The sequence below is a fragment of the Thioalkalivibrio sp. ALE22 genome (assembly GCF_000381445.1).
Lineage (GTDB): Bacteria > Pseudomonadota > Gammaproteobacteria > Ectothiorhodospirales > Ectothiorhodospiraceae > Thioalkalivibrio.
In genome coordinates, this window is record NZ_KB906502.1 from 216,546 (window position 1) to 229,187 (window position 12,642).

At 68.8% G+C, this 12,642-nt stretch carries 14 protein-coding genes; 2 read left to right on the forward strand and 12 right to left on the reverse strand.

The annotated features are described in order from the left end of the window. Window position 1 precedes the first annotated feature (1 nt). From queE to prmB, 10 genes are all read right to left on the reverse strand, one after another. A complete protein-coding gene (gene queE, locus F793_RS0105815; RefSeq protein ID WP_018878518.1) occupies window positions 2–697 on the reverse strand; it encodes a 7-carboxy-7-deazaguanine synthase QueE in 696 nt (231 codons plus the stop codon). Further along, window positions 694–1,443 carry a tol-pal system protein YbgF gene (ybgF, locus tag F793_RS0105820; protein ID WP_018876940.1) on the reverse strand — a complete coding sequence of 250 codons (750 nt, stop codon included), beginning with the start codon at window positions 1,441–1,443 and terminating at the stop codon, window positions 694–696. The genes queE and ybgF overlap by 4 nt, the downstream gene beginning before the upstream one ends. A 121-nt stretch (window positions 1,444–1,564) precedes the next feature. Next, window positions 1,565–2,119, reverse strand: a complete 555-nt coding sequence (pal, locus tag F793_RS0105825; RefSeq protein ID WP_018867503.1) for a peptidoglycan-associated lipoprotein Pal — start codon at window positions 2,117–2,119, stop codon at window positions 1,565–1,567. A 45-nt stretch (window positions 2,120–2,164) separates the two neighbouring features. Further along, window positions 2,165–3,451: a Tol-Pal system beta propeller repeat protein TolB gene (gene tolB / locus F793_RS0105830; protein WP_038035303.1), complete on the reverse strand. Its 1,287-nt coding sequence runs from the start codon at window positions 3,449–3,451 to the stop codon at window positions 2,165–2,167. Window positions 3,452–3,485: 34 nt separating this feature from the next. Continuing rightward, window positions 3,486–4,499 (reverse strand): cell envelope integrity protein TolA, encoded by a 1,014-nt coding sequence (gene tolA, locus F793_RS0105835; protein WP_018881823.1) that lies wholly within the window; start codon window positions 4,497–4,499, stop codon window positions 3,486–3,488. 10 nt (window positions 4,500–4,509) lie between these two features. Further along, window positions 4,510–4,962: a protein TolR gene (gene tolR / locus F793_RS0105840; protein WP_018867506.1), complete on the reverse strand. Its 453-nt coding sequence runs from the start codon at window positions 4,960–4,962 to the stop codon at window positions 4,510–4,512. 3 nt (window positions 4,963–4,965) lie between these two features. Further along, a complete protein-coding gene (gene tolQ, locus F793_RS0105845; protein ID WP_018867507.1) occupies window positions 4,966–5,640 on the reverse strand; it encodes a protein TolQ in 675 nt (224 codons plus the stop codon). 32 nt (window positions 5,641–5,672) lie between these two features. Beyond that, window positions 5,673–6,092, reverse strand: a complete 420-nt coding sequence (gene ybgC, locus F793_RS0105850; RefSeq protein WP_018878520.1) for a tol-pal system-associated acyl-CoA thioesterase — start codon at window positions 6,090–6,092, stop codon at window positions 5,673–5,675. After that, entirely contained in the window at window positions 6,089–7,132 is a 1,044-nt protein-coding gene (gene ruvB / locus F793_RS0105855; RefSeq protein WP_018867509.1) for a Holliday junction branch migration DNA helicase RuvB, read from the reverse strand. The genes ybgC and ruvB overlap by 4 nt, the downstream gene beginning before the upstream one ends. Window positions 7,133–7,228: 96 nt before the next feature. Continuing rightward, complete coding sequence (prmB, locus tag F793_RS0105860) at window positions 7,229–8,122, reverse strand: 50S ribosomal protein L3 N(5)-glutamine methyltransferase (RefSeq protein WP_018867510.1); 894 nt, start codon at window positions 8,120–8,122, stop codon at window positions 7,229–7,231. 84 nt (window positions 8,123–8,206) lie between these two features. Here prmB and asd point away from each other — a divergent pair, with 84 nt between their 5' ends. After that, a complete protein-coding gene (asd, locus tag F793_RS0105865; protein ID WP_018881824.1) occupies window positions 8,207–9,061 on the forward strand; it encodes an archaetidylserine decarboxylase in 855 nt (284 codons plus the stop codon). A gap of 252 nt (window positions 9,062–9,313) precedes the next feature. On the opposite strand, the gene F793_RS0105870 is transcribed toward asd, so the two are convergent. Both F793_RS0105870 and recQ read right to left on the reverse strand, forming a co-directional pair. Then, on the reverse strand, window positions 9,314–10,066 hold the full coding sequence (locus F793_RS0105870) for a DUF3581 family protein (protein WP_018867512.1): 753 nt from the start codon (window positions 10,064–10,066) through the stop codon (window positions 9,314–9,316). A 43-nt stretch (window positions 10,067–10,109) separates the two neighbouring features. Further along, window positions 10,110–11,999 carry a DNA helicase RecQ gene (gene recQ / locus F793_RS0105875; protein ID WP_018881363.1) on the reverse strand — a complete coding sequence of 630 codons (1,890 nt, stop codon included), beginning with the start codon at window positions 11,997–11,999 and terminating at the stop codon, window positions 10,110–10,112. Window positions 12,000–12,175: 176 nt separating this feature from the next. On the opposite strand from recQ, the gene F793_RS0105880 reads away from it, so the two are divergent. Then, on the forward strand, window positions 12,176–12,640 hold the full coding sequence (locus tag F793_RS0105880) for a c-type cytochrome (protein ID WP_018881825.1): 465 nt from the start codon (window positions 12,176–12,178) through the stop codon (window positions 12,638–12,640). Window positions 12,641–12,642: the final 2 nt, after the last annotated feature.

Consider the following 12,642-nt stretch of genomic DNA (forward strand, 5'->3'; position numbering starts at 1 on the left):
ATCAGCGGCCCGGCTGATCGCCCCAGAGGAGCTTGTGCAGCTGAACCTGGAAGCGTACCGGCACACGTTCGGCCACGATCCAGTCAGCCAGGGTCCGCGGCTCCAGTTCGCCGAACACGGGCGAGAACAGGACCTCGACCTCCGGGTCCAGCCCCAGGCGCTCGAGCTCGGCCCGGGCCCAGTCAAAGTCTGTGCGCCCGGCCAGCACGAACTTCAGCTGGTCCCCGGCCTTCAGCCGCGGAATGTTATCGGGGAGGTTGCGTTCGGCCTCCTTCGAGCCCGGCGCCTTCCAGTCCATCACGATGGCGACCCGGGGGTCGACACCGGCGATGTCCATCGCCCCGCTGGTCTCCAGCGACACCGTGAACCCGGCGTCGCATAGTGCCTCCAGTAGCGGCAGGCAGCCCGGCTGGGCCAGGGGTTCACCACCGGTCACGCAGACATGCCGCACCCCGGTGCGCCCGACCCAGTCGAGGACCGTCGGCAACATCAGCGCCTCGCCGCCCTCGAAGGCGTATTCGCTGTCGCACCAGCGGCAGCGTAGCGGGCAACCGGTCAGGCGCACGAAGGCTGTGGGCCAGCCGACCTGCGCCGCCTCGCCCTGCAGCGAGACAAACATCTCGCTGATCCGCAGCCGCACCGACGCCGGGTCGACGACCCCCGAGCCACGGGCGTCACGCAACGGGGCGGTGGTCATTGGGCGCGATCGATCCGCTGCAGGCGTTCGCGGGCCAGGCGGTCCAGTGTCGTACCGCCATAGTCGGCACGCACTGCCTCCAGGGCCTCGCGGGCCGCATCGAAGTCCTCCAGCTCGTAGTGGGAGTACCCGATCTTCAGCAGGGCATCCCCACTCTTGTCGCTTTCGGGGAAATCCTCGCGCAGGCGCTGGAAGTCCTCGAGCGCCGCCTCGAATTCGCCGCTGGCGTACTTCGCCTCCGCCAGCCAGTACCACGCATTCGCGGTAAAGCTCCCCTCGGGGTAATCCTCGATGAACCGCTCCAGCTTGCGCATGGCGGTGGCAAAGTCGCCGGCCATCAGGTCGTCAAAGGCCTCCTGATAGGCGGCCTGCTCGTCGGCCTCCGGCAGATCCAGCTCGACCACCTCCTCGCGCGGGGCCGCATCCGGCGCCGGCCCTCCGCCCTCGACGGCGGCCACGCGCTCGTCCAGGTGGCGGAACTGGTCGCGCTGACGGGTACTGAGGCGGTTCACCTCGTGGCGCAGGGTCTCCACCTCCCCGCGCAGTTCGCGCAGGTCCCGGTTCAGCGACTCGGAGACCTGCAGCAGCTCGTTCATCGCGCTGGAGTCCAGCACGCGTTCGATACGGTCCAGGCGCCGATCCAGCTGGCGGATCTGCGACTGGGTCGCGAACACGGTGTCGTCCTGCGCCCCGGCGGTCCCCGGCATCAGAGCCAGCGGGGTCAGGACAAAGGCCGCGGCCAGCATGGCCGCCAGGAACGGCCCCGGGCGCGCCGGGTTCCGAAACAGAAATGCCCCCGAGGGGGCATCTCCGCAAGACGTACTGAACATCGATCGCATCTGGCTTCCCGGGTTTACCTACCCTGACTCAGCGCCGGGATTCGTAGACGAGCTCGACCCGGCGGTTCTTGGCCCAGGCCTCCTCGTTCTGCTGGAAGGCCACCGGCATCTCCTCACCATAACTGATGACCTCGAGCTGGTCATCCGAGGCGCCGTTCAGATTCAGCACCCGCCGCACGGACTGCGCACGGCGTTCGCCCAAGGCCAGGTTGTATTCGCGGGTGCCGCGCTCATCCGTATGCCCCTCCAGGCGCATGCGCGCGCCGGGGTTCTCCGCCAGGTAGGCCGCGTGGGCCTCCAGCATCGGCATGAATTCGGACTTCACCTCGTCACGGTCGAAGTCGAAGTAGACCAGGCGCTCGGCCAGCGGACTGTCCGGGTCGTCCAGGGCGGCGGCATCGAACTCCCGGTCGCGACCGATCCCACGGGCCTCGGCGGCCTCGCGTTCGGCCCGCTCCTGCTCGGCGGCACGTTCGCGCTCGGCGGCACGCTCGGCATCCTCGGCATCGCGGGTCGGAGTGGCACAAGCCGACAGGGCCGCGATCACCACGGCGGCAAGGGTCAGACGAAACGCGTTGTTCATGGTGTTGGTTCCTCGAAAGAAGGTGACAGTCAAAGGGTCCGAAAATCAGTTCAGGGGTGACCAGGCCGGCTCGCGCACCTCGCCTTCGCGGGCGGCCAGACGCTGGTGCACCTGGCCGTCGCGGCTGACGGAACCGAGCACGCCCCGCCCCCCGTCGGTCATGGCATACAGGATCATGCTGCCATTGGGGGCAAAGCTTGGCGACTCTGCATCGCGTCCGTCCGTGAGGCGCGTCACACGGCGGTCATCCAGATCGAGGCGGGCCAGCTGAAATCCGCCGTCACCCCCATGGACATACACCAGCGACCGCCCGTCCGGCGAGATGGTGGCGGCGGCCGCGTAGCCGCTCTCGAAGGTCAGACGCCGCGCATTCCCGCCGCCGGCTGGCTGGGCGTAGATCTGCGGGGCCCCCGCGCGGTCGGAGGTGAAATAGATCGTCTCGCCGTCCGGCGACCAGACCGGCTCGGTCTCGATCGCGCTGGAACGCGTCAGCTGCCGCAGCTCCCCGGAGGCCAGGTCCATCACATAGATATTCGGCGAGCCGTCGCGCGACAGGCTCAGCGCCAGTTGGCGACCGTCCGGGGACCAGGCCGGGGCACTGTTGATCCCGGTGAAGCTGGCGATGCGCGAGCGCTCGCCGGTCTCCACATTCTGGCGAAAGACCTCGGAACGGCGGTTCTCGAACGAGACGTAGACCAGCTCGCGGCCATCCGGGGACCAGTCGGGCGACATGATCGGATCCTCGGAGCGGAACAGGGTGCGCGGATTGGCCCCGTCGGAATCGGCCACCTCCAGTCGGAACTCGCGCGAGTCGTTCTGGCGCTCGACACTGACGAACGCGATGCGCGCGCTGAAGGCGCCCGGGTCGCCGGTGATCTGTTCGTAAACGATGTCCGATACGCGGTGGGCGCCCCTCCGGAGCATGTCCGCCGGCACCGGGATGCGCCAGCCACCCAGGCGCTCCTCCGCCAGCACGTCGAACACGTGGAACTCCACGATCACGTTGTCCCCGTCCGGGCGCTTGGAGCCCACCACCAGGTACTCCATGCCGGCGTCGGCCCAGGGCTGCGCGATGAAGTCGGCCGGGCCCGAGGGGGCCCGCGGCAGCCCCTCGCGCTCAACGTCGAACAGACCGCTACGGGTCAGATTCGCGGCCAGGATTCGCCCCACATCTTCGTCCGGGCGGCCCTCACCCTCCCAGGTGAACGGTGCGACCGCGACCGGAATGGCCCCGGTCACACCCTCGGTCACGGTCACTTCCAGCACCGCGTGAGCCTGCGCCGACCACAGCAGCGCCAGCCCCAGCAGCATCGCGTGAATCATTCGTTGCATGGTGTTCCTCGTGGCCCGGTTGGGAGCGGGCCGGTCAGTCGGGCTCGAAACGGATGCGCACCCCGCCGCGCACGGCATCCGCGTCGGGCGGACGCGGCAGCGAGGACAAACGGTCCATGGTCTGGCGGACCGATTCGCAGAAGGCGGACCCGCCCGAGCAGCTCTCGATATCGAAATTGATGATACGCCCGGTCTCGTTGACACGCACGAGAACAATGGCACGGTCCGACGCATCCAGACCCGAGGGCTGGCGCCAGCGCCGCTGCACCACCGACTGCACCTGGGCACGCCATTCGTTCAGCTCCCGGTCCAGCTGCGCCTGGCGCTCGGCGGCCTCGCGTTGCGCCTGTGCCTCGGCCAGACGTTCGCGCTCGCGCTCCATCGCCTCGCGCCGGCGCTGCTCTTCCAGTTCACGCTCCTGCTCGGCGCGACGCTCGGCCTCCTCCCGCTCGCGGCGTTCGGCCTCCTCGCGTTCGCGCCGCTCCGCCTCTTCCCGCGCCTGGCGCTCCGCCTCCTCGCGCTCCCGCCGCTCGGCTTCCTCGCGTTCGCGCGCCTCCTCGGCCTCACGCCGCGCCTGCTCCGCAGCCTCGCGTTCCTGGCGAATGCGCTCGCGTTCAGCCTCGGCCTCCTCGCGTGCGCGTTGGCGTTCTTCCTCCGCCTCGCGGCGCGCCTGCTCGGCCTCCTCCAGCGCCTGCTGGCGCGCGCGCTCGGCTTCCTCGCGGCGGCGCTGTTCCTCGGCCTGGCGACGTTCCTCCTCGCGCCGGGCCTGCTCCTCGGCACGGCGGCGTTCCTCCTCGGCGCGCAGCTGCTCGGCGACCTGCTCCTGTTCGGCCACCTCGCGCTGGTGCTCGACACGATCGAAGGTCTCGGCATCCACCGCGACCGCGTCGATCACCTCGATATCCTCCTGCACCGCGATCTCCACCGCCGCCCGGGTCGAGGTCGGCGACATCAGGCTCACGTTCAGCAGCAACGCCGCGAACAGCACCCCGTGCAGGATCAGGACGAGGAGCAGGCTGAGGGGGTGACGGCGCAGGAGCTCGAACACGGCGTGTGGCTCAGTCCTGGTTGTTACGTGGCGGTTCGGTGATCAAGCCGACACGACCGCCCCCGGCGCGCTGGAGGGCGACCATTGCATCGATCACCCGGCCGTAGTCCACGTTGCGGTCCCCGCGCACGAAGGTCTGGGTGCCCGGATTCTCGGCGAGGAACTCGCGCACGATCTCGGTCATCTCCTGCGGCGCCAGCGGCTCGTTCACGTACGGGCCCTGGTTCAGGCTCATGGCCCCGGAAGCATCCACGGTGACCACCAGTGGCTCGGCCGCGGATGGATCCTCGTCCAGGGCCTCGGCATCGGCCTCCGGCAGATCGACCTCCACCCCCTGCTGCAGCATCGGGGCGGTGATCATAAAAATGATCAGCAGGACCAGCATCACGTCGATGAACGGCACGACGTTGATCTGCGACATGGGCCGCCGCAGGCGGCGGCTGTTGCGACGCGACTCGGCCATGGTTCAGGCCGGCGCCCCGGCGGCGCCCTCGGCCGGCTTGCCCGCGCCCTGGCGGTTCAGCAGGGCCACGAACTCGTCGCTGAAGTTCTCCAGGCGCGAGGCCACGCGATCGACGTCCCCGGCAAAGCGGTTGTAGGCGATGACCGCCGGGATGGCCGCGAACAGGCCCAGCGCGGTAGCGATCAGCGCCTCGGCGATCCCCGGAGCGACCATGGCGAGTGTGGCCTGCTGCACCCCGGAGAGCCCGAGAAATGCATGCATGATGCCCCACACGGTCCCGAACAGGCCGATGTACGGGCTGGTGGAGCCAACCGTGGCCAGGAATTGCAGGTAGCGCTCCATCTCGTCGGTCTCGCGGGCGATGGCCACGCGCATCGCGCGATGGGCCGGCTCGCCGGCCACCATGCCGTGCTGGCGGGCACGCAGGAATTCCTTGAAGCCGGAGGAGAACACGTGCTCCATGCCGGACATCTCGGACTTGCGGCGTACGCCCTCGTACAGGTGCGAGAGGTCCGCGCCCGACCAGAACCGTTCCTCGAACTCGTCGCTGGCCCGCTGGGCCGCGTTCAGCGAGCGCGCCTTGATGATGATCACCAGCCAGGAGAGTACCGAGGCGATCACCAGGATCACCATGACCAGCTGCACGATCAGACTGGCGTCCATGATCAGCTGGTACATCGAAAAGTCGACTGTCACTTGTCCATCTCCCGTTATGCCGTTGTTCCGTCCGCCGCCCGCATCGCGCGCGCCACTTCATCGGGGATCGCCACCGGCGCCTGCCGGGCCATATCGACACAGGCAATGGCGACCTCGCCGGTTGCCAGCGCCGTCGCCTCGCGCTGCACGACCTGCGCGAACTCCACGCTGGCGCGACGCATGCGCGTGACCCGGCAGGTGACCGTCAGGGCCTCGTTGAAATGCGCGGGACGCTGCATCTCCACAGCCAGACGCCGCACGGCGAACACAATTCCATACTCGGACCGCAGCCGGTCCTGCTCGAAGCCGAGGGCACGAAGCCATTCGGTACGCGCGCGCTCCATGAATTTCAGGTAATTGGCGTGATAGACCACGCCGCCGGCGTCGGTATCCTCGTAGTACACCCGCACCGGCCACTCGAATGCTGCGGTCATGGCTGGCGCGGACCCTCCGCCGCGGGCGTCAGCAGATCGCCCTCGTCCATCCGGGTCAGGCCGAACATCGCCAGGGTACGCCGGGTCGCCTGGCGCCCGCGCGGAGTGCGCTGCAGGTAGCCCTGCTGAATCAGGAAGGGCTCGACCACATCCTCCAGCGTGCCACGGTCCTCGTTCATCGCCGTGGCCAGGCTCTCGACCCCGACCGGGCCACCGTCGAACTTCTCCACCAACACCTCCAGCAGGCGACGGTCCTGGGCATCCAGCCCGGAGGCATCGATCGCCAGCAGGTCGAGCGCCTGCGCCGCCACGTTGTGGGTCACCACGCCATCGGCCCGGACCTGGGCGAAATCCCGTACCCGCCGCAGCAGGCGGTTGGCCAGCCGCGGCGTGCCGCGGCCCCGGCGGGCGATCTCCGCGGCTCCCTCGGCCTCGATCCCCACGCCCAGCAAACCGGCCGCGCGATCCACAATATGCGCGAGATCGGTGACAGTGTAATGATCGAGACGCTGCACGATACCGAACCGGTCACGTAACGGGGCCGAAAGCAGCCCCGCGCGGGTGGTCGCGCCCACCAGCGTGAACGGCGGCAGGTCCACCTTGATCGAGCGCGCTGCCGGGCCCTCGCCGATCACGATGTCCAGCTGGCCGTCCTCCAGGGCCGGATACAGCACCTCTTCCACCACCGTCGGCAGGCGATGGATCTCGTCGACGAACAGGACATCGCGCGGCTCCAGGGCCGTCAGGATGGCGGCCAGGTCACCGGCGCGTTCCAGTACCGGACCAGAGGTCTGGCGCAGGCCCACGCCGAGTTCGTTGGCGACGATGTGCGCCAGCGTGGTCTTGCCCAGCCCGGGCGGGCCGGCGACCAGGGTGTGATCCAGGGCCTCGTCGCGCCGGCGGGCGGCCTCGATGAACAGCCCCAACTGCTCGACTACGCGGGGCTGGCCGGTGTAGTCCGCGAGCCGCTTCGGGCGCAGGCTGACCTCGGCCCGCTCTTCCTCGGACCGACTCTGCATATCCACCAGACGTGATTCCATAGCCCCGCAGTATGCATCGCCACCGGTGCCGTTTACAGGGCCGTCCGGCGGGTTTTCGGATTCGCGTGCGTTCGAGCGTTCCCGCCCGTAGCGCCCTCAGGCGCCGGGGAGATCGCGCGCGTAGACCAGGAACACCCCGTGCCCGCCGGCCTCGAACTCCAGCCAGATCAGCGGCAGCTCCGGGAAGGCCGCCTCCACCGCGGCCTGACTGTTGCCGACCTCGACGATCAGCACGCCGTCTTCCTTCAGGTGTCCACGGGCCCCAGCGAGGATCCGGCGCACGATATCCAGTCCGTCGCCGCCAGCGGCCAGCCCCAGCGCGGGTTCGTGACGGTATTCGTCCGGCAGGGCCGCCATGTCCTCGGCATCCACGTATGGGGGGTTGGACACAATCAGCTCGTAGCGATCCCCGGGTTCCAGCCCGTCGAACACGTCGGACTGCACAGCGCGCACCTGATCGCCCACCCGGTGGCGCTCGATGTTGATCCCCGCCACCGCCAGCGCATCCGTCGACACATCCGCCAGGTCCACCTGCGCCTGCGGCAGCGCCAGAGCCATTGCGATCCCGATACACCCGCCCCCGGTGCACAGATCCAGCGCGCGGGTCACGCCATCGGGGTCGACCCAGGGCTCGAAACCAGCGGCAATCAGCTCGGCCAGCGGCGAGCGCGGCACCAGCACGCGCTCGTCGACATAGAACGGCAACCCGGCGAACCAGGCCTCGCGGGTCAGATAGGCCGCGGGCTTGCGCGTGGCGACCCGCTCGCGCAGCACCGCGACCACCCGCGTGCGCTCGACCTCGCTCAGGCGCGCATCCCACCAGGACTCGGGAAGATCCAGCGGCAGATGCAGGGTGTGCAGTACCAGCCAGGCGGCCTCGTCGAAGGCGTTGTCGGTGCCATGCCCGAAGCTCAGGCCGGCGCCGCGAAACTGACTGGCGCCGAAGCGAATGAAGTCGCGCAGGCTGCGCAATCCGGTGGTCGAATCCATGCCCGGTCTTTCCGTTACGTGCGAGGGCGGTCATCATACCGTCTCGAACCCGGCCTGTACGCCACCCTTCCCGTCGGACATCACATGAGCAAGATCGACCCCTGGCTGGCGCGTCTGTCGCACCTGCTGCCCCAGCACGCCCTTTCGCGCGGCGTGCACTGGCTGGCGCGCATCGAGTCGCCGCGCCTGCAGCCCCTGCTGCGCGCCTTCGTGCGCCGCTTCGGCCTGAACCTGGACGAGGCCGCCGAGCCAGACCTCGCGGCCTATGCCAGTTTCAACGCACTGTTCACTCGGGCCCTGCGCGAGGATGCGCGGCCGCTGGAGGGGGACGCCAACACGGTGGTCAGCCCGGCCGATTCGCGCGTCAGCGTGGCCGGGCGCATCGAGGCCGGCCAGATCTTCCAGGCCAAGGGCCATCACTACACCGTGCGCGAGCTGCTGGGTGGCGAGGACGATCTGGCGGAGGCCTTCCGCCACGGACACTTCGTCACCCTGTATCTGTCACCGCGCCACTACCACCGGCTGCACATGCCGCTGACCGGCACCCTGACCCACATGATCCATGTGCCCGGGCGGCTGTTCTCGGTGGCCCCGCGCATCGTGCGCCACGTACCGCGGCTCTACGCCCGCAACGAGCGGGTCGTGGCCTGCTTCGACACGCCTGTCGGACCCATGGCCATGGCCCTGATCGGTGCCCAGAACGTCGGTTCCATCGAGACCGTCTGGGCCGGCGAGGTCACCCCGCCGCGCGGGCGCGAGATCAGCGTAAGCGAGTATCCGGACCGCGATATCACCCTGGAACGCGGGGCCGAGATGGGCCGCTTCAACCTCGGGTCCTCGGTGGTGGTGCTGCTGCCCGACCATCCGCTGAAGCTCGCCGACCACCTGACGCCCGAGACCGAGGTCCAGGTCCGCTCCGCACTCGGCCAGTTCTACTGACTTTTTTCACCACGAAGCACACGAAGGCACGAAGAAGGGCCAGGTCAAGGGCGGTTAACAGGAAGATGGGAAGACTAGAAGTAAAAACGATCGGTTAGGTGGACTCGGGGGGCGGCCGGCCATCGAGGGCTATTAACTGCATCGCCCGGATCAGCCGTATCTTGCCTTTCTTCCGATCTTCCCGCCTTCCTGTCCGCTCCAAGCCCTTGACCTTCTTCGTGCCTTCGTGCGCTTCGTGGTGAATAAAAACGTTCAGGCGTGGGCGCGGGCTGCGGTCTGGTTGAAGTAGGCGGCCTTCCAGCTCTCGTAGTCGGCGACGAGTTGCTCGACGTCGGCGGCATCGAACGGGCGCAGGCCGCTCAGCACCAGGTGCTTGCTGCCGTCGGCGACTACGGACTGATCGATCACCAGCTCGTAGTCCAGGCGGATCTCGCCGCGCTTGCCGTTGACGGTCATCACCGCATCCTTCAGGCGCGGCTCCGGCACCCCGGCGCTGGCGGCCAGCGGCTCGGGCAGGCGGAAGCCCATGCGCTCGTACATCACCAGCGGGCGCTTCGGGTTCACCATCACGCCGTGCTCCTCCATCAGCGGCACCAGCACATGCGGGAAGTTCTGCCCGGAGAAGCTCACATAACTGCGGATCAGGGATTCAATCGCGTTGGGCTCGTCGATCACCGCGCCGGAGCGCTCGACCTCGATCACGCTCTTGCCATTGTCGTCGGTAATCGCAAAGGCCTCGCCCGGGGCCTCCGGGAAGATCAGCGGCACGTTGCCCCCCACCATGCCGGTAAAGCGGAAGTGCATGTTCGCGCTCGCGCCGTAGGTATCCAGCACCAGCGCGAACAGCAGATCGCCCGGCACGCAGAAGCGCCGGTTGTCGGCATCGTGAATCGGATTGAAATCGCCGGCGAGCGTCTTGGCAAAGTCACTGCCCTGCTCCGGGGTCACGACCAGTTGACCGTCGCGATGGCGGTAGAAATCCTCAAGGAAGCTTTTGTCGGTCACGCGGTCTCCCCGAAATCGTATTGCGGCGTGGTTTTTCGCACCACTATAGCCCGAAATGCCCCTCGATGGCCTTGATGAAGGCATCGCCATAGCGCTCCAGCTTGTGCTGGCCGACCCCGGAGATCCCGGCCATCTCGTCACGGCTGCGCGGGGCGGCCGCAACCATCTCCAGCAGCGTGGCATCACTGAAGATCACGTAGGGCGGCACCCCCTGATCGCGCGCAAGGTCGGTGCGCAATGCGCGCAGGGCCTCCCACAGCGCGCGGTCCTCGCTGTCCATCGCCGCCACACTGCGGGCGGTGTCGCGGCGGGCCGGGCGGGCCGTGCGCGCCTCGCGTTCCGGGCGCGCCACCTCCTCGCGCAGGTGGATCGAATCCTCGCCGCGCAGCACCGGGCGACAGGCCGGGTCCAGCTTCAGCCCGCCGTAGCCCTCCTCGTCCAGACGCAGCAGACCGCGGGCGAGCAGCTGACGAACCACGCCGCGCCACTGCGCCTTGTCCAGTTCCTTGCCGATCCCGAAGGTGCTCAGGCGGTCGTGACCGAGGCGGCTCAGGCGTTCGCTCGCGGAGCCGCGCAGCACGTCGATCACGTGCCCCGCGCCGAAGCGCTCGCCGGTGCGGTAGATGCAGGACAGGAGCTTCTGCACCGGGACACTGGCATCCCAGGTGGCCGGCGGCTGCATGCAGTTGTCGCAGGTCCCGCAGGGCTCGGGCATGCGCTCGTCGAAGTAGGCAAGCAGGGCCTGGCGCCGGCAACTGGTGATCTCGCAGAACCCGAGCATCGCCTCCAGCTTTTGCTGCTCGATGCGCTGGCGCTCGGCGCCGGCCTGCGAGCCCTCCAGCATCTGGCGCAGGGTGACCACATCCTGCAGGCCATAGACCATCCAGGCATTCGCGGGCAGGCCGTCGCGCCCGGCGCGGCCGGTCTCCTGGTAGTAGCCCTCCAGGCTCTTGGGCAGGTTCAGGTGAGCCACGAAGCGCACGTTCGGCTTGTCGATACCCATACCGAAGGCGATGGTCGCCACCATCACCACGCCCTCCTCGCGCAGGAATCGGGTCTGGTTAGCCGCGCGGGTCGCCGCCGGCAGACCCGCGTGATAGGGCAGCGCGGTAATGCCCTGCTCCACCAGCCACTCGGCCACGGCCTCGACCTTCTTGCGCGACAGGCAGTAGACGATACCGGCCTCGCCCGCGTGTTCCTCGCGGATGAAGCGCAGCAGCCGGTCGCGTGCGGAACCGCCGCGCCCCCCGTCGGCCTGGGCGATGCGGTAGCGGATATTGGGGCGATCGAACGAGCTGACAAAGGCACGGGCCTGCTCCAGGCGCAGCCGCTCGCGGATCTCCTGGCGAGTGGGCCCGTCCGCCGTCGCCGTCAGGGCCAGACGCGGCACCTGCGGGAAGCGTTCGGCCAGCACCGCCAGCTGGCTGTACTCCGGGCGGAAGTCATGCCCCCATTGCGAGACGCAGTGGGCCTCGTCGATGGCGAACAGCGCCAGCTCGATACCCTCCAGGCGCTCCAGCATGCCCGCGGCGAACAGGCGCTCCGGCGACATGTACAGCAGATCCAGTTCGCCCGCATGCAGCGCGGCCAGCACGGAGCGGGCCTCGTCCGCCTTCTGGCCGGAATCCAGACTGGCGGCCGCCACGCCGTTCTGGCGCAGGGCCGCCACCTGATCCTGCATCAGCGCGATCAGCGGCGAGATCACGATGCCGCACCCGGGCCGCGCCAGCGCGGGGATCTGGTAGCACAGCGACTTGCCACCGCCGGTGGGCATCAGCACCACGGCGTCGCCACCCGCGGTCACATGCTCGACGATGGCCTGTTGCTGACCGCGAAATTCCGTGTAGCCGAAGGTCTCGCGCAGGATCTCCAGTGGCGCCGCCGCCGGAGCGCTTCCCTGCGCTTCTCCAGCTGCAAGACCCGAGGGTTCCAATGGACGTACTCCAGACGGGAAGACAAGCCACGAAGACTGCCGAATGCCCGCCACTGCTGCAAGCCACCAGCGCCACAACCGCCCCGCGCCGGCCGCAATCCCTCCCGGTGCGCAGTCGCCCGCCGTGACCCGCCGCGATAAACTCCCCGCCTGAATACCAAAATCCAGGACGCCCGATGCCGACAACCGCCCGCCTCCTGCCCGCCGCCTTGCTGGCCCTGTTCGCGTTGACCGCCTGTTCCGACGCCCCGGAACCGGACACCGCCGCCGAGCCGCCTGCGCAGGCATCCGGCGAAGACTCGAGCGCGGCCTCCGGCTCCACCGCGCAGCTCGACTACAGCCTGCCGCCAGAGGACTTCGCCGCCGACCCCGAGGCCGGGCGCTCGCTGTTCCGCGCCAACTGCATGCAGTGCCACGGCGAGGACGCCCGCGGCACCGACCAGGGCCCGCCGCTGATCCACCGCATCTACGAGCCTTCGCACCACCCGGACATCACCTTCCATCGCGCGGTGGCCCTGGGCGTGCACGCGCACCACTGGGACTTTGGCGACATGCCGCCGGTGGCCGGCGTCACCGGCGAGGAGACCGCCCATATCATCGCCTGGATCCGCCAGGAGCAGCGCGCCGTCGGCATCGACTGAAC